This window comes from Mycobacterium sp. (genome assembly GCF_035274705.1).
Classification (GTDB): domain Bacteria; phylum Actinomycetota; class Actinomycetes; order Mycobacteriales; family Mycobacteriaceae; genus Mycobacterium.
Genome location: NZ_DATENY010000136.1, coordinates 1 through 18720, shown reverse-complemented (window position 1 = coordinate 18720; position 18720 = coordinate 1). Strand labels below are relative to the sequence as shown.

At 66.6% G+C, this 18720-nt stretch carries 24 protein-coding genes; 8 read left to right on the top strand and 16 right to left on the bottom strand.

The window, feature by feature from the left end:
• Together VJV41_RS27705 and VJV41_RS27700 are read right to left on the bottom strand one after the other, a co-directional pair.
• Complete coding sequence (locus tag VJV41_RS27705) at positions 1–582, bottom strand: DUF3000 domain-containing protein (protein ID WP_325339250.1); 582 nt, start codon at positions 580–582, stop codon at positions 1–3.
• A gap of 11 nt (positions 583–593) precedes the next feature.
• Positions 594–821, bottom strand: coding sequence for a hypothetical protein (locus tag VJV41_RS27700; RefSeq protein WP_325339248.1), 228 nt, complete (start codon positions 819–821; stop codon positions 594–596).
• A 188-nt stretch (positions 822–1009) separates the two neighbouring features.
• Here VJV41_RS27700 and hemE point away from each other — a divergent pair, with 188 nt between their 5' ends.
• From hemE to VJV41_RS27680, 4 genes are all read left to right on the top strand, one after another.
• Positions 1010–2059: a uroporphyrinogen decarboxylase gene (hemE, locus tag VJV41_RS27695; protein WP_325339246.1), complete on the top strand. Its 1050-nt coding sequence runs from the start codon at positions 1010–1012 to the stop codon at positions 2057–2059.
• Positions 2056–3429 carry a protoporphyrinogen oxidase gene (locus VJV41_RS27690; protein WP_325339244.1) on the top strand — a complete coding sequence of 458 codons (1374 nt, stop codon included), beginning with the start codon at positions 2056–2058 and terminating at the stop codon, positions 3427–3429. The genes hemE and VJV41_RS27690 overlap by 4 nt, the downstream gene beginning before the upstream one ends.
• A gap of 4 nt (positions 3430–3433) precedes the next feature.
• Positions 3434–4138, top strand: coding sequence for a hydrogen peroxide-dependent heme synthase (gene hemQ, locus VJV41_RS27685; RefSeq protein WP_325339242.1), 705 nt, complete (start codon positions 3434–3436; stop codon positions 4136–4138).
• Between the two features lie 108 nt (positions 4139–4246).
• Entirely contained in the window at positions 4247–6571 is a 2325-nt protein-coding gene (locus VJV41_RS27680; RefSeq protein ID WP_325339240.1) for a putative bifunctional diguanylate cyclase/phosphodiesterase, read from the top strand.
• Here VJV41_RS27680 and msrB read toward each other — a convergent pair.
• From msrB to VJV41_RS27660, 4 genes are all read right to left on the bottom strand, one after another.
• Positions 6528–6947, bottom strand: coding sequence for a peptide-methionine (R)-S-oxide reductase MsrB (msrB, locus tag VJV41_RS27675; protein ID WP_325339238.1), 420 nt, complete (start codon positions 6945–6947; stop codon positions 6528–6530). The genes VJV41_RS27680 and msrB overlap by 44 nt on opposite strands.
• Before the next feature lie 160 nt (positions 6948–7107).
• On the bottom strand, positions 7108–8424 hold the full coding sequence (gene aftC / locus VJV41_RS27670; protein ID WP_325339236.1) for an arabinofuranan 3-O-arabinosyltransferase: 1317 nt from the start codon (positions 8422–8424) through the stop codon (positions 7108–7110).
• 21 nt (positions 8425–8445) lie between these two features.
• The gene (locus tag VJV41_RS27665) at positions 8446–10011 is read right to left on the bottom strand and encodes an alpha/beta hydrolase (RefSeq protein ID WP_325339234.1); all 1566 of its coding nucleotides are present in this window, start codon (positions 10009–10011) and stop codon (positions 8446–8448) included.
• A 24-nt stretch (positions 10012–10035) separates the two neighbouring features.
• Complete coding sequence (locus VJV41_RS27660) at positions 10036–10806, bottom strand: pyrimidine reductase family protein (RefSeq protein ID WP_325339232.1); 771 nt, start codon at positions 10804–10806, stop codon at positions 10036–10038.
• Positions 10807–10840: 34 nt separating this feature from the next.
• On the opposite strand from VJV41_RS27660, the gene zapE reads away from it, so the two are divergent.
• Entirely contained in the window at positions 10841–11881 is a 1041-nt protein-coding gene (gene zapE / locus VJV41_RS27655) for a cell division protein ZapE (protein WP_414685074.1), read from the top strand.
• A 48-nt stretch (positions 11882–11929) separates the two neighbouring features.
• Here zapE and VJV41_RS27650 read toward each other — a convergent pair whose 3' ends face one another.
• Genes VJV41_RS27650 through VJV41_RS27625 form a run of 6 tightly spaced genes read right to left on the bottom strand, consistent with a single transcriptional unit; the run spans position 11930 to position 15316 of the window.
• Positions 11930–12463, bottom strand: coding sequence for a GNAT family N-acetyltransferase (locus tag VJV41_RS27650; RefSeq protein WP_325339230.1), 534 nt, complete (start codon positions 12461–12463; stop codon positions 11930–11932).
• Between the two features lie 4 nt (positions 12464–12467).
• Complete coding sequence (locus VJV41_RS27645; RefSeq protein WP_325339229.1) at positions 12468–12992, bottom strand: hypothetical protein; 525 nt, start codon at positions 12990–12992, stop codon at positions 12468–12470.
• 46 nt (positions 12993–13038) lie between these two features.
• Positions 13039–13461, bottom strand: coding sequence for a PPOX class F420-dependent oxidoreductase (locus tag VJV41_RS27640; protein ID WP_325339227.1), 423 nt, complete (start codon positions 13459–13461; stop codon positions 13039–13041).
• Positions 13462–13497: 36 nt separating this feature from the next.
• On the bottom strand, positions 13498–14091 hold the full coding sequence (locus tag VJV41_RS27635; RefSeq protein ID WP_325339226.1) for a methylated-DNA--[protein]-cysteine S-methyltransferase: 594 nt from the start codon (positions 14089–14091) through the stop codon (positions 13498–13500).
• Positions 14088–14570 carry a sigma-70 family RNA polymerase sigma factor gene (locus VJV41_RS27630; protein ID WP_325339224.1) on the bottom strand — a complete coding sequence of 161 codons (483 nt, stop codon included), beginning with the start codon at positions 14568–14570 and terminating at the stop codon, positions 14088–14090. Before VJV41_RS27630 ends, VJV41_RS27635 begins: the two co-directional genes overlap by 4 nt.
• A gap of 35 nt (positions 14571–14605) precedes the next feature.
• Positions 14606–15316, bottom strand: coding sequence for a Clp protease N-terminal domain-containing protein (locus VJV41_RS27625; RefSeq protein WP_325339222.1), 711 nt, complete (start codon positions 15314–15316; stop codon positions 14606–14608).
• 133 nt (positions 15317–15449) lie between these two features.
• Between VJV41_RS27625 and VJV41_RS27620 the strand changes: the two genes are divergently transcribed.
• Positions 15450–15788 carry an RNA-binding protein gene (locus VJV41_RS27620; protein WP_325339221.1) on the top strand — a complete coding sequence of 113 codons (339 nt, stop codon included), beginning with the start codon at positions 15450–15452 and terminating at the stop codon, positions 15786–15788.
• Here VJV41_RS27620 and VJV41_RS27615 read toward each other — a convergent pair.
• Positions 15785–16261 carry an SRPBCC family protein gene (locus VJV41_RS27615; RefSeq protein WP_325339220.1) on the bottom strand — a complete coding sequence of 159 codons (477 nt, stop codon included), beginning with the start codon at positions 16259–16261 and terminating at the stop codon, positions 15785–15787. The genes VJV41_RS27620 and VJV41_RS27615 overlap by 4 nt on opposite strands.
• Positions 16262–16336: 75 nt before the next feature.
• On the opposite strand from VJV41_RS27615, the gene VJV41_RS27610 reads away from it, so the two are divergent.
• Positions 16337–16693: a helix-turn-helix transcriptional regulator gene (locus VJV41_RS27610; RefSeq protein ID WP_325339219.1), complete on the top strand. Its 357-nt coding sequence runs from the start codon at positions 16337–16339 to the stop codon at positions 16691–16693.
• Between the two features lie 2 nt (positions 16694–16695).
• Here the strand turns inward: VJV41_RS27610 and VJV41_RS27605 are convergent, their stop codons facing one another.
• The 3 genes from VJV41_RS27605 to VJV41_RS27595 all read right to left on the bottom strand — a co-directional run bounded on the left by VJV41_RS27605 (position 16696) and on the right by VJV41_RS27595 (position 17790).
• Positions 16696–17118, bottom strand: coding sequence for a hypothetical protein (locus VJV41_RS27605; protein ID WP_325339218.1), 423 nt, complete (start codon positions 17116–17118; stop codon positions 16696–16698).
• 73 nt (positions 17119–17191) lie between these two features.
• The gene (locus tag VJV41_RS27600) at positions 17192–17572 is read right to left on the bottom strand and encodes a hypothetical protein (RefSeq protein WP_325339216.1); all 381 of its coding nucleotides are present in this window, start codon (positions 17570–17572) and stop codon (positions 17192–17194) included.
• Positions 17573–17637: 65 nt separating this feature from the next.
• Positions 17638–17790, bottom strand: a complete 153-nt coding sequence (locus tag VJV41_RS27595) for a hypothetical protein (protein WP_325339214.1) — start codon at positions 17788–17790, stop codon at positions 17638–17640.
• Positions 17791–18354: 564 nt separating this feature from the next.
• On the opposite strand from VJV41_RS27595, the gene VJV41_RS27590 reads away from it, so the two are divergent.
• Entirely contained in the window at positions 18355–18654 is a 300-nt protein-coding gene (locus VJV41_RS27590; protein WP_325339212.1) for a hypothetical protein, read from the top strand.
• The last annotated feature ends 66 nt before the right edge of the window (positions 18655–18720 follow it).

The following is an 18720-nucleotide window of genomic DNA, read 5'->3' as shown; positions in this document are numbered from 1 at the left end:
TCAGGCGCGCGTGCGAGAGCTCAGATCGGTGACCCCGGTCGGGGGCAGGCCCGCGGCGTGCTCGAGCACCTCGCAGAACGCCTGCACATGCGGGCCCAGCTCCAGCGTGGTGGCCGTCCAGGACGCCCTCAGCTCCAGCTGGTGCGCGCGAGGCGGGCCCGAGATGTCGCCGTAGCGCACCGACGTGGTCGCGGTGACCGTGCCGCCGAGCGCCGTGACGTGTTCGGCCCGCTGCTCCAACGCGTCGACGAGCCAACTCCACGCTACTTCGGGCAGCAGCGGGTCGACCGCCTCGCTGGAGTCCAGATCGGCCTGGATGTAGGCCACCAGCCGCATCGTTCCGTCCCACGCCTCGGCCCCCTCGGGGTCGTGCAGCAGGATCAGCCGGCCGAACGCATCGCCCTCCGACCGCTCGGGCACGATCGCGGTCTCAGGGTGCCGAACCTCCGCGCCGAGGGCGTAGCTGAACGGCGCCAGCCGCTGCGGCGGGCGAATCGGGCCCAGCTCTATCTCCGGCCGCACGGTGGTGGCATTCATCGCCGCCACCGCTTCGCGGAACTGAGCCGGTTCGGCGGTGGTCATGCAGATTGACGCTAGACCATCTGGCCTGGCCTGTGCGCAGGCGCGCCGATTTTCCGGCCCGACGGGTAAGGCGGCAACGAGACGATGTGATCACGGCCGAACAGGCGGCGGATGCGATCGAGGAGATCGCCCGCCCCAACGGCGACGATCAGCCGGAAAAACCGCAGATCCAGGCCGACCCCGGTCATCGTGATCGCGCTGGTGGGGATCCGCCGCGACGACGTTCGACGCGGCCACATTCGCGGCGCGCTACGCGTCGTTCGATTCGCCCGCCGACTGGAAGAACGTCGAATTCGACTAGGGCATCGCCCCGGCAGGCAGTCCACAAGGCGTTCCGCGGTGCAGCACTCCACAGCCATGGCCGCCCACCCTGATGACCGCCGAGGCGTAGCAGCCCGATTCGGCGCACATGGCAGCATTAGGGCCGATGAATACCCGTCGTGAGCTGCCCGAGTCGCCGTATCTGGCCGCGGTCGCCGGCCGCAAACCCAATCGTGTGCCGGTGTGGTTCATGCGGCAGGCCGGGCGCTCGCTGCCTGAGTACCGGGCGCTGCGGGCCAAGAACACCATGATGCAGGCTTGCTTCGACGCCGAGTTGATCACCGAGATCACGCTGCAGCCGGTGCGCCGGCACGGTGTGGATGCCGCCATCCTGTTCTCCGACATCGTGGTGCCACTGCGAGCGTCGGGCATCGAGCTGGACATCGTGCCCGACGTGGGCCCGGTCATGGATCATCCAATCCGGACCATCGGCGACGTGAAGAGCATCGAACCCCTTGAGCCCCAACAAGTTGCGCCAGTCGCCGAGGCGGTCGAGATGCTGGTGTCCGAACTGGGCGACGTTCCGCTCATCGGGTTCGCGGGCGCCCCGTTCACGCTGGCGTCCTACCTCGTCGAGGGTGGCCCGAGCCGCCACCACGAGCGCACCAAGGCGATGATGCTCGGCGAGCCGGACACCTGGCACGCCCTGATGACAGCTTTGTCCGACGTGACGATCGCGTTCCTGCAGACGCAGGTGGCGGCCGGTGTGGACGCGATCCAGGTGTTCGACTCCTGGGCGGGGACGCTGTCGCTGGCCGACTATCGGGCCTACGTGCTGCCGCACAGCGCGCGCGTATTCCAATCGCTGGCCAGCGCGGGCGTGCCGATGACCCATTTCGGCGTGGGCACCGCCGAACTGCTCGGCGTGATGTCGCAGGCCGGCGCGACTGTTGTGGGCGTGGACTGGCGGACGTCGTTGACCGACGCCGCCGCACGTGTGGAACCTGGCACCGCGCTGCAGGGCAATCTCGACCCCGTGGTGCTGCTGGCGGGTTGGCCGGTGGTCGAACGCGCGGTCCGCGGTGTCGTGGAGGACGGTCGCCACGCGGTGGACGCCGGTGCGACCGGTCATGTGTTCAACCTCGGCCACGGCGTGCTGCCCAGCACCGATCCGAGTGTCATCACCGACGTCGTAGCGCTGGTGCATAGCCTGTGAGCGCAACGTATTGCATTGTCGGCGGCGGGATTTCGGGCTTGGTCGCCGCCTACCGGTTACGCGTCGCGGCCGGCCCGGACGCATCGATCACGGTGCTCGACCCCGCGGACCGGTTGGGCGGAGTGTTACGCACGGAGCGGGTGGGCGGCCAGCCGTTCGACGTAGGCGCCGAGGCGTTCGTCGCGCGACGGCCGGAGGTACCCGAGCTGCTGGCCGAGCTGGGCCTGGCCGGCAAACAGATCGGCACCACCGGCGCGCGACCGCTGATCTACAGCCAGCGACGGTTTCACCCGTTTCCGAAAGACACCGTGCAGGGCATCCCGGCGCACCCGTCGGCGCTGGCCGGGCTGGTCGACGACGCGACGATCGCGCGCATGGTCGACGAACCAGCTCGCCCACTTCGCTGGCGTCCCGGAGCGGACCCGTCCGTCGCCGAACTTGTCGGTGACCGGTTCGGCCAGCAGGTGGTGACGCATTCCGTCGACCCGCTGCTCACGGGCGTGTACGCCGGATCGGCGGCGTCCATCGGCGTGCGCTCGGCGGCCCCGACACTGACCGCGGCGCTGGACCGTGGTGCTCCCAGCCTGACCGACGCGGTGCGCCAGGCACTGGCAGGTGCGGGGCCGCCGCCACGATCCGTGTTCGGCGCCATCGAAGGCGGCTACACGGTCCTCGTCGAGGAGCTCATCCGCCGCGCGCGCATCCGATGGGCGCAAGTGGCCGTCCAGCGGGTTGACCGCACGGCGCGTGGTTGGGAGCTGATCGACGACGAGGGCACCCGTTGGCGGGCCGACGCCGTCGTGCTGGCTGTTCCCGCACCGCTACTGCCGAGGCTCATCGATGGCGTCGCGCCGAGAACCGCGGCGGCGGCCCGGCGCATCGCCGTCGCGTCGGCGGCCGTCGTGGCGCTGGCGTTGCCCGGCGGTACGCCGCTGCCGGACCAGTCAGGTGTTCTCGTGGTCAGTGGAGAACCGTTGCGCGCCAAGGCGATTACGCTCTCGTCGCGCAAATGGGGGCGGCGCGGCAACGTCGAACTGGTGCGGCTGTCCTTCGGCCGGTTCGGCGAGTCTGCCGAAACCAACGCAGCGCGCAGCGCCGGTGACGAGGATCTGCTGTCGTGGGCTGCACAGGACCTCGCGGCGCTGTTCGGTGTGGCGGTGGAACCGGTGGATTGCCATGTGGCGCGGTGGATCGATGCGATGCCGCAGTACGGGCCCGGTCACGGCGACCTGGTTGCTGAGCTGAGGGCGGGGCTGCCCCCGACGCTGGCGGTGGCGGGCGGCTATCTCGACGGCATCGGGGTGCCGGCCTGCGTGGCCGCGGCCACCCGGGCAGCGGCAGCCGTGTTGGTCTCCGGCGTGGCACGATAGACATATGGCCAAGCTCGACTACGACACGCTCAACGCCACTATCCGGTACCTGATGTTCTCGGTGTTCGCGGTGCGGCCGGGGGCGCTCGGTGACGAGCGCGCTGCCAGGGAGAAGGTCGCCGACGAAACAGCGACGTTCCTCAAACAGCAGGAGGACAACGGCGTCGTGGTGCGCGGGCTGTATGACGTCGCGGGTCTGCGGGCCGACGCCGACTTCATGATCTGGACGCACGCGGAAACGGTCGAGGCGCTGCAGGCAACGTATTCGGACTTTCGCCGCACGACCACGCTTGGCCGTGCGACCACGCCGGTGTGGAGCAGCGTGGCGCTGCATCGTCCGGCCGAGTTCAACAAGAGCCACATCCCGGCGTTTCTTGCCGGGGAGGAGCCGGGCGCGTACATCTGCGTGTATCCGTTTGTCCGGTCACTGGATTGGTACCTGTTGCCGGACGAGGAGCGGCGCCGGATGCTGGCCGAGCACGGCATGGCCGCGCGCGACTACAAGGATGTGCGGGCCAACACCGTGCCGGCCTTCGCGCTCGGCGACTACGAGTGGATTCTGGCATTCGAGTCGCCGGAGCTGCACCGCATCGTCGACCTGATGCGCGACTTGCGTGCTACCGATGCGCGCCGCCATGTTCGCGAGGAGACGCCGTTCTTCACCGGCCCCCGAGTGGGCGTGGAGGAACTCGTCGCCAAGCTGCCGTAGGCGTTTGCTGCCGAATTGAATTGTCGCTCTCGTGAGGCGCAAGAGAGCTTTGCGGTTGCAAATTCATACGCGGCTCGAACAGCGACGTTAATTGCTACCCTTCGTCCGATGTCCAGGTTCGGGTTCGGGGTTGGCTACGCCACGGCCGCAGCCGTTGCGTGGTCCGCATGGCTGATCGGCGGCTGGGGTGGTGACTCGACCGTCCGAGTCGTCGACTCGCTTGGCATGGTGGCCTTCGCGGTGTTCTCTTGCGTGTGCGCGGGATTGGCCGCTCGGTCGGAATCTGGTCGGCAGCGTCGCGCGTGGATCTGGCTGACCGTAGGGCTGGCTGCCTACGGTCTCGGCGCCGCGATCTCGGCCTACTACCAGGGGCTGCTCGGGATGGATCAGGGGCCGTTTCCGTCGCTCGCTGACGTCGCCTACCTGACCTTCAAGGTCGCGGCCTGCCTGGCGCTGGTGTTGTATCCCGTTGGATTCTCGGGCCACTCGCGAGTTCGCATCCTCTTCGACGGCCTGATCGTCGCGATTGCTCTGTTCGAAGTGGCCTGGGTGTTCGTCCTGCGCGAGGTTTATGAGGCGGGGGCGGAGAGCCGGTTCGCGTTGTGGGTGTCGGTGGCGTATCTGGGAACCGGAATCTGCATTCTCACCGTGGCGCTCCTGGTGTTAGCGCGCGCACGCACCGATCAACGGATGATCCTGTTCCTGCTGATGGGCGGGATTGTGGTGAATGCGCTGTCGGGCAGCGCCTGTGTGTATTTGACGACCCATGACATGTTCGACAGAAGCATTTTCGTCGATATCGGCCGAGTCGCGGCATTGCTCGCCCTGGGAAGCGCCGCCCTGCTCAGCCGGCGGGCCGCACCGACGGGAGTGCAGAGCCGCACGCTCCCGTCGCAGGTGTCTGTGTGGTTGCCCTACCTGCCGGTCATGGTGGCAACCGCCGTGTGCAGCGGGGCGTTCCTCGATGGCCCGGGATTTGCTCCCATCGTCGTGTCATCTGTTCTGCTGGTATCGGCTGTGCTGGCTCGGCAGTTCATTGCCGTCGCCGAAAACCGGCGGCTGTTGGCGATGACGGCCGATCAGGCGCTGCGCGATCCGCTTACCGGCCTTGCGAACCGCGCGCTGTTCCACGACCGCTTAACGCACGCGATGCAACTGCACCAACGCGACAACCAATCCGTGGCGGTGCTGGTGATGGACCTCGACGATTTCAAACTGGTCAACGACAGCCTGGGACATCCCGCGGGAGACGCGTTGCTGGTCATGGTCGCCGAACGGATACTCGGCTGTCTGCGGCCCGGCGACACGGTCGCCCGGCTCGGTGGCGACGAGTTCGCCGTCCTGATGGAGGGCTGGGCGGAACATTCACGACTGGTCGCGCAGCGGGTGGTGCAGGTCTTCGCCGAACCGTTCCCCATCGAGGGGCACGACATCTTGGTCTGCCCGAGCGTCGGACTGGCCGTGGCTGCGGCCGAGGGCGCTGAGCTCTCCGCCAACGCGCTCATGAAACAGGCGGACGTGGCGATGTATTCGGCGAAGCGGTCGCGAAGCAGCGGCGTGCACAGCTTCACCCCGGACATGTACCTGGTCGATCCGAGCGAAAGCGGTTTCGCCAGACCGAATGGCAACGGCGGAGCGGTAGCGGTGAAGCTGCTCGGCGAACTGCGGCATGCCATCGACAACGGTGGGTTGAGCTTGGTCTACCAACCCAAGTTCGATCTGCGCGACGACAGCATCGTCGGCGTCGAAGCGCTGGTTCGCTGGCCGCACGTCGAACGGGGTGTGCTCGGGCCGGACCATTTCTTGCCGCTGGTCCGAGAACACGGCCTGATGCACTTGATCACCGAAGTGGTGCTCGAGAGGGCTATCGACGATGCCGCGCAATGGCATTCGCGGGGTTTCGCCGTGCCCATCGCCGTCAACGTTTTTGCCCCGTCGCTGGGGGATCTGGAGCTGCCCAAGCAGATCGCCAAAGCGCTCGTCCGCGGCAGCCTGAATGCGGAGGCGTTGACCGTCGAGGTTACCGAGGACCTTCTGCTCGAGGACGTCGACCGGACCCGCATCGTGATCGACAGGTTGAGGGAGCACGGAATACGCGTCGCCATAGACGATTTCGGCAGCGGCTACTCGGCGCTGAGCTACTTGCATGATCTGCCCATCGACGAACTCAAGCTCGATCGGCAGTTCATCGCTCCGGTGCTCGTCGACTGGCGGGCCGCGGCGATCGTCCGCGCGGTCATCGACCTGGCGCATGTCCTCGGCGTGACAACCGTCGCCGAGGGTGTCGAAGACGAGGCGACGGCGGCCAGGCTGCGGGAGTACGGCTGCGAAGTGGGGCAGGGGTATTACTACAGCCCGCCGCTGGCGGTGGCCGACCTGCTCGAGCTGTTCACCTCGAGGATGCGGGCACCAGCCGCAGCGAGATCGAGTTGATGCAGTAGCGCTGATCGGTCGGCGTCGGGTAGCCCTCGCCCTCGAAGACGTGTCCGAGATGGCTGTGGCAGTTGGCGCACACCACCTCGACGCGGCGCATGCCCATCGAGTCGTCGGACCGCAGGATCACCGCATCGGAGTTGGCCGGGTCGAAGAAAGACGGCCAGCCGCAATGGGATTCGAACTTCTCGCTGCTGCGGAACAACTCGGCACCGCATGCCCGGCACTCGTAAACGCCTTCGGCCTTGGTGTCGGTGTACTCGCCGGTGAACGGGCGCTCGGTGCCGGCTTGGCGCAGTACCGCGAACTCCTCGGGGGTCAGCTTCTTGCGCCACTCGTCGTCGGTGAGTTGCAGCTTGGGGGCGGGAGTCGTCATGCGCTCACGCTAGCTCAGTTGGGTCGTGACCTGCTGGGCCGCTGCACAAATTGTCCGCCTCCGCGCGACAACAGAGCGACAAAGTCAGCGTCGTTCGGCTACTCGGCCCGCTGTCGCTCAGGTGTCGCTGCGAGCCGGGCGCTAAAGGTGGTGACCAGCCTCATGCCGGCGCGGCGGGCTGAGGCTCCTTCGCCTTCATCCACGGCGGGTCGATGCCCTCATCGAGTCGGCCGTCGGCCTTCGCGTCGAGATAGCGGAACTGAAGCACGCAGAACACGACCACGAGCATCAGACACCAGCCGTAGGTGAACTTCATGTACTCCAGGAAGCGGCCCGTCGTCGGCCAGTGCCCGAGCAGCCACCGGTCGGCACTCATGAACCCGTAGATGGCCAGCCATGCCGGCCAGTTGCGGATCACCGAGTTGCGCAGCACCACCGTCATCAAGAACGGGAACAGCATCATCGAGTAGTAGCCCTGGCCCAGCGACAGCACCAGGTACGACGCGATCAGCAGCACACCTGAGGATGTCGTCATCCAGAACAAGGGATCGCGAGTCCGGTAATAGCGGTACAACAGCCACAGGCTGACAACGGCCAACGCCGCAAAGGCGATGCGCAGCAAGAAGATCAACCACATCGGCAGGCCGTAGTAGACGCCGTTGCCCTGGATTGAGCTGTTGAAGTAGTCGCGGATGCTGAATATGTACGGCACCGTGCCAGTGACGAAGTTCATCGGATCCTTCACCCGGAACCTCGCCACGGGGCTGAGTACTGCCACCAGATTGAACGCCAGTGGTACGGCGAATGCTGCAACCAAAGCTCGCCACTGCCGATTGAGCAGCGGCAGTAGCAGCAGCGGCCCCAGCAGGGGCTTGACCACCAATGACAACCCGATCGCGATTCCGGCCAACCACTGGTGACTTATCTTGCCGTCGAGCAGCCAGCGGAAGAACAACACCTCCAGGAGCAAGATGCAGCCGTTGATGTTGCCGAAAACCAGTGTGTTGATGACGCTTTCGGTGGAGAACATCGCCACTAACAGAGCGGGCAAAGCCACCGAACTGAAGGTGAAGTTGAACAACCGCACCAGCAGGTAGGCGGCGATCACGATCGCAATCGTGTTGAACGTGATGAACCAGTACCTCGACGCGTCGACGGGCAGGTACCCAAACGGCGCCATCAGCAGCGTGCCGCCGGGTGGGTACAGATAGTGCGGGTCTACGTGGTCGAAGTGCTCGTTGTAGATGTCCCAGCCGTGCTTGAGGTTCACCACCGCGCGATACACCGGCCCGTAGTCGTCGGTGATGTAGCCGTTGGTGGCCAGGACATAGCTGCGATGAATGATGAACAAAATCGCCAGCGGCCACAGAATCGACCGCAGCACTGTTGCCAGGCTGGGGGGAGCTGTGCGGGGTGCGAAAAACCTGAGCAGGCCGGTACGAATGGAGTCTGGTGCCGCCACCAGCGCACCGTACACCGAGCGCACCGCGAGCTGGCGTCAGGCCGGGCAGTACGTGTCGGTGGCCGGCACGTTGCCGCTGTCCAGGTAGCCGATGATCGGCGGCAGTGCGCACGCTGAGTAGATGCTGGCGCCGTGCCCGATGCCCTGCCACATCACCCTCTTGCTCGAGGTGCCGGCGTTGATCACGGTCGCTGCGACGGCGGCGACGCCCTCACTGCCGACGATCGGATCGTTCTGCACTCCGAGCAGCAGCACAGGGATTTTCAGGTTCTTGGGGTCCTGCGGCGCCGATCCGCTCGGCCAGCTCAGGCACTTGACCAGGCTGAGGGCACCGACGCTGCCGAACTGCGGGTAGAGCTTGCCCCATGCCACCACCAACTCGCGGACCCGGTCGGGGGTCGGCCGGTTCAGCGAGTCACTGCAGCTGTTGACGAACTGGCCGTCGGTCTGGCGCAAATTCTCGGCGGCGGTGATCAGGTTGGTCATCTCGTTGGAATTGCCGGAGCGTGCCGCCGCGACGGCCGCGGCGAGGTCATTGCCGGAGTTGACGCGGTCGCCGCGCGGATAGGCCAGCGCTGTCGCAATCGCGTCGGCGACCGATGCGGCCGACGCGCCGCCCGGGCCGTGGCCGTCGCGTGCGGCGGCCAGCAGCGAGTCGATCGCGCCCTTGGGATCCGGGGCCAGCGGGCAGTTGGTGGCTGCGCACTGTGCGGCCCAGGCGTCCAGCGACGCCTGCTCACCCTTGATGCGTTGTTCCATCGCGGCCTCGGCGGCGATGCCCAGCGGCAGCGGCGAGTCGAGCACCAGCCGCGCCACCTTGTTGGGGTGCGATCCCGCGTAGGCCAGCGCGATCTGGGCGCCGTTGCCGACCCCCAGCAGCGCCAATGTGGGAACGTCCCAGGTGCTGCGCAGCCGTTCGATGTCCTCGGCCGCATGCGCGTTGTCGTAAGCGGAGTCGCCGGGCGCGATGGTGTCGGTACAGCTGGTAGTGGCGGTCTGCGCGACAGCGGCGAGGTTGGCGACGGGGTCGTCGCCGGACTGGAACTGCGCCTGGTCGAGCATCCGCTGGCGGTCGTAGACGTCGCGGCAATCCAGCGCTCCCGACATGCCCATGCCGCGCCGGTCGACCGCGACGATCGGATGCGTCTTGAGTACGTCGGCGCCGGCGCGGGAGAGCCACACCGGCAGCTGCGACGACGTCGGCAGATCCGATCCCGTGGTTATCACCAGAGGCCCCGCGTCCTCTGGTGTCTGCGGTCCCTTGGCTCGCACCACGCCGATGCTCACGGTTCCGGTGGCGCCGTTGATCGGGTCGAGGTCGGCGTCATAGCTGGCGCAGTCGAGCTTGACGCCGGGGAGCGGCTGCACGGCAGCGTCGCTGAACACTCGCGACGTGCAGTCCCGCCAGGACAGGTCGTTCTTCGGCGCCTCGATCGGCGGCGGGCCGGACGGCGGTTTGGTGGTCTGCGGCTGGCCCTGCGGGCCCGCGCCCGAGTCGGTGGCGTAGCGCGGATTGGCGGCCAAGCCGGGTGCGCAAGCAGCGACGAACGCCAACACGGTTGCCAGGCTCAGGGCCTTTACGAGCTGACGACGCCGACGCATGCCGACCACGGTACCGATTGTCTTCTACTCGGCCTTGACGTAGCGGCTGTACAGGTAGCCGTCGTCGTCGGTGAGCAAGTGGGTGCGCCGCATCTTGGTGTGCACGTTGCCAAGACCGGTCACGATGCGTTTGGACCCGCCCCCGACCAGCAGCGGCGCGACGGTCAGACACAACTCGTCGAGAAGGCCGTCTTCGATCAGCGTGCCGAGAAGCAACGGGCCGCCCTCGGTGAGCACGCGGTACAGCCCGCGGTCCGCCAGGATCTTCAGGACAGTCGCGGAGTCGACGGAGTCCGGTTCCGACCCCGACGCGTCGATGACCTCGGCCACCGAGCCCAGCCGGCGACGCGTGTCGTCGTGGGATCGGCTGGTGGTCAGGATCAACGGCGGCACCTCGGTGCGGGTGAACAGCAGGGCGCTCGGGTCGATGTTGCCGGACCGGGTGACGACGGCGATCGGCGGCACCTCGGCCTGCCCGCGGCTCTGGCGGGCCTCGCGAGCGACGACGGGAAGCTGGGCGCCGGAGTAGTTCTCGATGCGCACGGTGGACGCGCCGACCAGGATGACGTCGGCGGCATGGCGCATCAGCGAGAACACGGTGCGGTCGCCGGGCCCGGCCAGCCCCCCGGCCTTCCCGTCGTCGGTGGCGCCGCCGTCCAGGCTGGCGATCATGTTGCCCCGCACCCAGCACGACTGCAGGTCGTCGGGGTAGGCGTAGAAGTCGGCGAGCCGGTCGTCCACCGATTCGGTGGGCCCCAGCACTGTGAGCTCTATCCCGGCACCATCGTCAGGCATACGCAGAATTGCAGCACGCCGCTATCGTGCTGCCATGCACGGGTCCAGTGGAGTGGCGCATCTGGTCGATCGGCACCCCAGCGTCACTCCCGAGCGGTTGATCGCCCAGCTGATACCGCCGCCGACCTTTTCCGACGTCAGCTTCGACACCTACAAGCCGGATTCCGCCGAGCCGTCGCAGGCGGCGGCCGTGCAGTCGTGCCGGCAGTTCTGCGAGGAGGCCGTTGCGCGGCGGGCGGGGAAGAAGAAGCTGTTCGGCAGGCGTGAGGTGCTGCCGGGGGTGGGGGTGTACCTCGACGGTGGGTTCGGCGTCGGCAAGACCCACTTGTTGGCGTCGTCGTACTACTGGCTACCGGAGCCCAAGGCGTTCGCGACGTTCGGTGAGCTGACGCAACTGGCAGGGGTATTCGGCTTCGTCGAGTGCATCGACCTGCTGGCCGATTACACCTCGGTGTGCATCGACGAATTCGAGCTCGACGACCCCGGCAACACGACGCTGATCTCCCGGCTGTTGTCGCAACTTGTGGAACGCGGGGTCTCGGTCGCTGCGACGTCGAACACGCTGCCCGAACAGCTGGGCGAGGGCCGCTTCGCAGCACAGGACTTTCTCCGCGAAATCCACACGCTCGCTTCGATTTTCACGACTGTGCGGATCGAGGGTCCGGACTATCGGCATCGCGACTTGCCGCCGGCGCCGGTACCGCCCAGCGATTCTGTGGTCGCTGCGCGCGCCGCCGACGTGCAAGGTGCGACGCTGGACGACTTCGATGCGCTATGCAATCACTTGGCGACGATGCATCCGTCGCGCTATCTGACGCTGATCGAGGGTGTGACGGCGGTGTTCATCACCGGCGTGCATCCGATCGACGACCAGAACGTCGCGCTGCGGCTCGTGTCGTTGACCGACCGGCTGTATGACGCGGGCATCCCGGTGGTGGCCTCGGGCGCCAAACTGGACACCATCTTTTCCGACGAGATGCTCGCCGGCGGCTTCCGCAAGAAGTATCTGCGTGCGACGTCACGGCTGCTGGCGCTGACCGCCGCTGGCCAGCGCGGCGCCCGCGAGCAGACGTAAAACTGACCATTTTCGGCGAATTCGGGGCAGGTTTGCGTCTGCTCGGCATCAAGAAAGCGGGCGCACCATCACGTAATCGTTCTCGATGCCTGCGCCGAGCCGAAAAGTCTTGGTGCCGTTGACGGTAAACCCGTGTTTGGCGTAAAAGCGTTGCGCCCGTTGGTTTTGCTGGTTGACGCCCAGCCAGACGCACTTGGCATCCATCTCCGTGGCGTGCTGCAGCGCGGTGGTCATCAGCGCTGCGGAGACGCCGGCACCGTGACTGTCTGGCAGCACGTACATCTTCGACAGTTCGACGGCCGGGCGCAGCGTGACCGCCCGCTGGACATCGTCGTCGTCGGGTACACCGCGAATCAGCATGACGTAGCCCACGATTCGCGCGTCCTCGCGGGCTGCGAGCACCGCCCGGCCGGGGTCGGCCACATATTCGCGAAACCGCGCCTCGGACAGGTTCTCGTCGACGAACGCGGCGATGTTCTCGGGCGTCACCGATGGGGGACAGGCCAGCGGGAAGGTGAGTGCGGCGACGCCGGCGAGCTCGGGCAGGTCGGCTTCGACGGCCGCCGCGACGTCAATGGCCACGGCTTTACGGTAGCGGCGCCCCCGGCTGCCAGATGTTCCACTGGGCCAGGTGCTCGCCGGACTTCGGGTCAAGCAGCACCACGTTCGTCACGAGGGCGCGATAGACCTGCCAGTACACGGCGCCGTTGACCGTCGCCCCCGGCGGGGCGTTCAGCAGCGCGTTTTGCAGCGCGTCGGGTGCGTCGGTGTTCTTGGGTGCGTACGCGTCGGCGTAGGGCGTGACGCCGTTGAACGCGAACGCGATGGCCATCGCATACGGGTTCGGTGCCTGGATGGTGTGCACGGTGACCAGGGCTTTCCACGGGCCGCCCTCATTGATCCACCGCGGCGAACCGGTCGCGTGATAGCCCGGCGGCGGATCGGTGGGAATGACGTCGTGGACGGTCACGTCGGCGACGATGCCCTTGAACTCGACGCGCAGCGTGTCACCCAGATTGCCGATCGGCGTACCCTCCGCCGACGCGGGCGGGGCGACAAGGCCCGCAATGGCCGCCAGCGCGGCGATGAGCAACACGAAGCAGCGGCGCATCACCGAATGATGGCACAAACTGAAACGTGTTACAGCCGGTTGGCCGTCAGGACGCCCCGGGCCCGAAGCCGCCGACCTTCTCGATCCGCACGCGGGTGAGCAGTCCCGGCGGCGAATTCGGCGGCGGGAAGTGCTCGTCGCTGCCCAGCATCGCCTTGGCGAGCTTCTTGAGGACCTCGGGCGCGCCGCCCTCCTCGATGCGGGCGGTACCCGTGATGGTCAGGTAGGGCGTCTGCTTCAGCGGGTGCTTGGTGGACAGGATCGTCACGGCCACGCGCGGGTCGCGGCGAATATTGCGGGTCTTGCGGTACTCGGCGAGGTGTGCCGAGACGAGCTCGTCACCGTCGGGCGTGGACTCCAGGGCCATCCACACGACGGTCGCCTGCGGGCTGCCGTCGGGGTTGATCGTGACAAGCGTCGCATCGGTGCCCTCGCCGATGAGCTCGCGGGCCGCGTCGTTGAGCTTCATGTACCTGTTCTACCGCCGCGCCGACGCTTTCATTCCCTATGCGGCTTCCAGGTCGAGCAGTGTCGACTTGGCCAGCGGGCCGCCGACGTATTGACCCGTCGAGCCGTCCGATCGCACAACCCGATGACAGGGGATGACGACGGGCAGCGGATTGTGGGCGCAGGCGGTCCCGACAGCGCGCACGGCGTGGGGGTTCCCGATCGCCGCAGCCACGGTCGCATAGCTCTCGCGGCGGCCATAGCCGATGTCGCGCAGGTGCTCGATGACGCTGCGGCGGAAGCCTTCGGCGAGCCGCAGGTCGACGGGCACCTCAAAGATGGTGCGGCGCTTGGCGAAATACTCGTCGATCTGCCGCGCTACGCCGTCGAGACGCGCAGGTGCGCGCAGGATGCGCGGGCTCACAGCGTCGGCGATGCGGGCCAATACGGCGTCGTGGCCTTCGATGTCGTAGGCGACCCGGATCAGGCCGACGGTGGTGGCGGCCAGCAGCAGGGAGCCGACGGGCGTGTCGACGGTGCGATAGGCGACGTCGAGAACACCGTCGGCGTCGGCATCGCGCTCCAGGCGCTGGTGCAGGCGGGCCAGTGCGCCGTCATCGGCTTCGAGTTCGTCAAAAAGGTTGGTAGTCATGCTGTTTCGTCCTCACGGTAGTGCTTGCGGAGAGTCTTGAGTCCGTCGGCGGCGGCGCGGCGCGCGGCGTCGGGGGAGTTGCCGAGCAGCTCGGCGATTTCGGCGAACGGCAGGCCGGCGATGTGGTGGTAGGCCAGCGCCTGGCGTTGTTTGGTGGGCAACCGTTGCAGTGCCGACCACAGGTCCGGGTCGCGCGCCGCAGGGTCGGCATGCGCGGCCGGACGGTCGGGCAGCGTGTCGGTGGGTGTCGGCCGGCGCGAGGTGGCACGTCCGACGTCGATGGCGCGACGGTGCGCGATCGTGACGAGCCAGGCCTCGACGTTGGCGTCGGCGGGCAGGTCAGGGTAGGCGCGCAGGGCGGACAGAAACGTCTCCGACCAGGCGTCCTCGGCGTCGACCGGACCGACGACGGCTCGGCAGACTCGCAGCACCGTCGCGCCGTGCTCGGCCACTACCTCTTCGAACGGGTGCACCTTCACATCATGTAGACGCGGTGGCCGCGGCGTATGTGAGATCAGGCTTTGTAGGACTCGAGCGCGGCGACCAGTTCGCGCTCGAAGCGCTCCTTGTCGACACCGAGCTGGTGCAGGGTGCCGTCGTCGTCCTCGGCTTCGTACAGCGCCAGCAGGATGTGCTCGGTGCCGACGTAGTTGTGGCCCAGCCGCAGTGCTTGGCGGAACGTCAGCTCCAGCGCCTTCTTGGCCTGGCCGTTGAACGGGATCAGCACGGGTTGCTCGTCGACGCGCGGCGGCAGGGTCACGGCTTTGTTGACGGCATCGGCGTCGATGCCTTGCGCGGCAAGCAGTTTGACGGCGAGACCGCCAGGATCGGTGAACAAGCCGAGCAGCAGGTGGGCCGGCTGGATCTCGTTGTTGCCGGCGCCGTGGGCCTTGTTCTGCGCCTCGACGATGACGTTGCGTGCGCGTGGCGTGAAGCGGCCGAAGCCGGCCTCCGGGTCCAGTGCGGCGTCGGCCTTGGGAACGAATCGCTTCTGCGCGGCCTGTTTGGTGACGCCCATGCACTTGCCGATGTCGGTCCACGAGGCTCCGGACTTGCGGGCCTGGTCGACGAAATGACCGATGAGATGGTCGGCGAGCTCGCCGAGGGATTCGGCGGCCAGTACGGCGTCGGTGAGCTGTTCAAGCGGTTCGTCGTGCACCTGCTTGATGACGCCGATGAGGTCGTCGAGGCGAATGGGGTAGGCGATCTTCGCGGCTTCGATCATGCGTCAACTCTAGGTTGACGCGGCGCAGTTCGTCAACCCACGGTTGACGTTTACGCAACAGTCAATTTTGCGTTGTGAGAAGTGGCGGGCGGGCTAGACTGCGGCGGGTCGGGGCTGCTCGGAGGAGGTTTTGATGGGTCAACTGGCGCGGCGTTGGGTCGCCGCGGCGGGCGCAGCGCTGGCGATGGCCGCGGTTCCGTTTTCCGTCAGCACCATCGCTGCTCCGGCGCCGAGCCGCGCCGAGGACTGCCCCGACGGCCAGGTCTCGGTCAACGATCCGTCCGGGTGGGGCTGCGAGAACGGGCCATGCCCGCCGGGGACATATGACATCGACGGAGTGTGCATCCCATTGGAGTCGGCACCGCCGCCTCCGCCGCCACCTCCACCGCCGGTTTACGTTCCGGGGTGGCGACCGAACGTCAACGCATGTGTGAACGTGGGCAGGCGGATCAGCGTCAGCGGTTGCATCTAGCCACGCGGATAGCCGCGGCGCACCGTCCGATCGAGGATTCCCAACGTTGCGCGCAGGGCGCTTTCGGGCACGACGGGAAAGATGTTGGCGTCACGCCAATGCGGGTCGATGTCGGACCAGTCGTAGAACGAGGTGACCAGCGTGCCCTCGTCCGCTGGTTCGAGCCGGTAGCCGTAGATGTGGCCGACCTGTGGACGGATGCGGCCGAGGATCGTCCAGGCGATCAGCTGGTCCTTCTCGAATTCGCGGATGGTGACCGTGACGTCGTATTTGCCCATGGGGAAGTCGTTGAGCGCCTCGCGGTCCATGTGCACGACGAAGCTGTCGCCGACCGCCTGTACGGGATCGCCGTCGGCGTCCTGGAGCATGCCGGAGGCGTCGATGGCGACGTGGCCCTGCGGGTCGCAGAGGACCGCGAAGATGTCGGCGGCGGATGCAGCGATGGTGCGCTGGACTTCGATGCGTTCGGACATGGCCAAATCGTGGCAGGGCAGAGTCAAGTGCAGGAGCCGGTTTCGGATTTTGCCGTGGGGGTATATCGCTGGCTAATGCTGAAGCTCGTCGAAACCTCGGCCGCGCAACCGAAGGTGTTGCGCGAGGCTATCGGCTTCATACACGGCAATGCGCAGCGCGACATCGGGTTAACCGATATCGCGTCGGCGCTCGATGTCACCCCCCGATCGGTGCAGTACGCGTTTCGTCGACACCTCGACACGACGCCGCTGGAGTATTTGCGACGTGTCCGGCTGGCTCATGCTCACCGTGAACTGCAGGCAGCGGATCCGTCCACCAACACGGTGATGGACATCGCGGGCCGGTGGGGATTCACCCATGCCGGGCGGTTCAGCGTCATCTACAGGGAGACGTTCGGCAACCCGCCGAGCAAGACGCTGCGCGGGGCGTAGGGCTATCCGGGGAAGAAGCCCTCGCGGGTGAAGACGCCCGGCTGCCATCCCTGATCGCCGAGGCAGAGCAGCGGACGACCGTCGGGTGCTTGGGCCGCCGACTGCGGCTTCGGGCAGGGTGCGCCGATGTTCTGCACGCCGAACAACTGATAGGTCGAGACCCAGAAACCGGTGTAAACGGGCGGCCACTGGTTCTCGATCCATCGGCACTGCAGGGGTTCACCGCCGGGTCCGCGACCGAAGGTGAAGAAGTCCGTGTTGTCGCAGGGCGCGTTGAGGTGCGCGTCGTAGTTCATGCCCGGAACGTCGGTGGCGTAGTGGCCGGGCTTGTCGAAATACATGTTGTCGTCATCGGCGACGGCAGTGGGCGCCATGGCGATGGCGGCTCCAGCGATCGCAGCGCCGGCGAAGAGTTCGCGAATCATGTCCCACCCCTAGGTCGTCATGACCAGTTGGCCTACCGGGCGAAGCCTAACGGGTGTCGTCAGGCCGTGGTTGTCACTGCACGAAAACGTCAAGGGGGAGATCAATGCGCTCATGGCGGCCCTCGATGCGGAAGCTGTAGATGTGCTTCCCGCCCTCGGGCTCGATGGGCAGGGCAATCTGTGTCGCGACGATGAACTTCATTGGGGTGGTGAGATCGAAGTTCGTTGCGTGAGCGGGTGTCCAAACACGTCCGGTCGGTCCGGCCGCATCGATGCGTAAGCCGAATTGCTGGCCGATGTCGTCGGGTTGGGTGTCGCACAGGACGACGCAGTTGGCGCGGATGCCGATGGAGCCCTTCGCGACTGTGCTGCTCGTCCAGAAGCCACCCTCGACGTTGAGCATGTCATCGACGATTTCGGCTTTGTTGGCGAAGAACGCTCCGGTTACTCGCATTCATCGAAACCTACCGGCTTACAACGGCGAACCTCGGCAGAACCGCGAGCGGAAGGGCGCAGCAATCACTCCTGCTTGGCGTGTTTGGTTTCGGCTGGCCGGCGTTGCGGCGTCGCGCGCTTACGGCCGTAGGTGTCGTCGTTCATGGCGATGCCGATGATGATCAGTGACGCGATGACGACGAGCAGCACCACGCGCATTGCCATCTCGGGGCTCATAGCTTCTTCCCGTCTGTCTTGTTGAGGCGGACGGAGCGCTGGGGTGCTGTCATCTCATGCCGCCGAACGTTTATTGACATCGACGTTAAGAACTCGTCGGCGGTTGGCGGGGAGGCGATAGTCACGGGCCTTAGGGCCAAAAGTCCCCAAGTAGAGGTGGCGGGACATCCTCAGCTACGTGGCGCGTACCTCCGCAATCTGCGTAGGAGTTCGGCATTTGGGGTCCGTCGATCCGTAGAAGAAAACAAGGCTCATCCGGCAGTGGAGCGCACCAACCCGCCAACAACAGCAGCCACACATGCCACGCTGGACGCACTCCCCAAAATGTTTGGGATGTAATCCAATCTTTGCTCTACCGAGTCGGCTGCCTTGGGCGCTCGGGAGGGGCAGCCCGCCACCGCCCGTAATGGGCGAACGGGCCGCCGCATGGGGCAGGCGGGTCCTTTGCTTCCGACTACAGACACCAATGCCGCACGTTGCGGCGGCCTGTGGAGAGGACGAAAATCGAGGCTAGCTCGGTTGCAACACGAGGAATCGTAAAGGGGTTGTTGCACAATGAAGTTGATGAAAATCTTGGCCGAAGCGACGATCGCTGGCGCACTTGGCTTCACCGCCTTCGGACTGGGCGCGGGCGTCGCGAACGCCAATCCACCGTCCCCCGTCGCATCAGGGACACCGTGGGCACAAGATGGGGGCCACGGCCATGGACATGGCGACTGTGAAGACGGTGGATGCTGGGGCGGAAACTGGGGAGACCGCGGGAACTGGGGAGGCGGAGGCAACTGGGGCGTCCCAGGCTGGAACGGGCCGATCGGCTGCATCAGCGGTCCAGTGGGATGGGGCAGCGGCTTCATTTGCATCTAAGCCGCGGATCGTACTGAGCCATCACGCGAGGTAAGGGCGCAGCACTCGGCCCGCCACCCAAAGCAG

Bases quoted from the DNA above. Each gene is read 5' to 3' on its own strand.
- VJV41_RS27705 (WP_325339250.1), bottom strand. From the start codon at position 582: ATGACCACCGCCGAACCGGCTCAGTTCCGCGAAGCGGTGGCGGCGATG.
- VJV41_RS27700 (WP_325339248.1), bottom strand. From the start codon at position 821: ATGTGGCCGCGTCGAACGTCGTCGCGGCGGATCCCCACCAGCGCGATC.
- hemE (WP_325339246.1), top strand. From the start codon at position 1,010: ATGAATACCCGTCGTGAGCTGCCCGAGTCGCCGTATCTGGCCGCGGTC.
- hemQ (WP_325339242.1), top strand. From the start codon at position 3,434: ATGGCCAAGCTCGACTACGACACGCTCAACGCCACTATCCGGTACCTG.
- VJV41_RS27680 (WP_325339240.1), top strand. From the start codon at position 4,247: ATGTCCAGGTTCGGGTTCGGGGTTGGCTACGCCACGGCCGCAGCCGTT.
- msrB (WP_325339238.1), bottom strand. From the start codon at position 6,947: ATGACGACTCCCGCCCCCAAGCTGCAACTCACCGACGACGAGTGGCGC.
- VJV41_RS27665 (WP_325339234.1), bottom strand. From the start codon at position 10,011: ATGCGTCGGCGTCGTCAGCTCGTAAAGGCCCTGAGCCTGGCAACCGTG.
- VJV41_RS27660 (WP_325339232.1), bottom strand. From the start codon at position 10,806: ATGCCTGACGATGGTGCCGGGATAGAGCTCACAGTGCTGGGGCCCACC.
- zapE (WP_414685074.1), top strand. From the start codon at position 10,841: ATGCACGGGTCCAGTGGAGTGGCGCATCTGGTCGATCGGCACCCCAGC.
- VJV41_RS27645 (WP_325339229.1), bottom strand. From the start codon at position 12,992: ATGCGCCGCTGCTTCGTGTTGCTCATCGCCGCGCTGGCGGCCATTGCG.
- VJV41_RS27640 (WP_325339227.1), bottom strand. From the start codon at position 13,461: ATGAAGCTCAACGACGCGGCCCGCGAGCTCATCGGCGAGGGCACCGAT.
- VJV41_RS27635 (WP_325339226.1), bottom strand. From the start codon at position 14,091: ATGACTACCAACCTTTTTGACGAACTCGAAGCCGATGACGGCGCACTG.
- VJV41_RS27625 (WP_325339222.1), bottom strand. From the start codon at position 15,316: ATGATCGAAGCCGCGAAGATCGCCTACCCCATTCGCCTCGACGACCTC.
- VJV41_RS27620 (WP_325339221.1), top strand. From the start codon at position 15,450: ATGGGTCAACTGGCGCGGCGTTGGGTCGCCGCGGCGGGCGCAGCGCTG.
- VJV41_RS27615 (WP_325339220.1), bottom strand. From the start codon at position 16,261: ATGTCCGAACGCATCGAAGTCCAGCGCACCATCGCTGCATCCGCCGCC.
- VJV41_RS27610 (WP_325339219.1), top strand. From the start codon at position 16,337: ATGCTGAAGCTCGTCGAAACCTCGGCCGCGCAACCGAAGGTGTTGCGC.
- VJV41_RS27605 (WP_325339218.1), bottom strand. From the start codon at position 17,118: ATGATTCGCGAACTCTTCGCCGGCGCTGCGATCGCTGGAGCCGCCATC.
- VJV41_RS27600 (WP_325339216.1), bottom strand. From the start codon at position 17,572: ATGCGAGTAACCGGAGCGTTCTTCGCCAACAAAGCCGAAATCGTCGAT.
- VJV41_RS27595 (WP_325339214.1), bottom strand. From the start codon at position 17,790: ATGAGCCCCGAGATGGCAATGCGCGTGGTGCTGCTCGTCGTCATCGCG.
- VJV41_RS27590 (WP_325339212.1), top strand. From the start codon at position 18,355: ATGAAAATCTTGGCCGAAGCGACGATCGCTGGCGCACTTGGCTTCACC.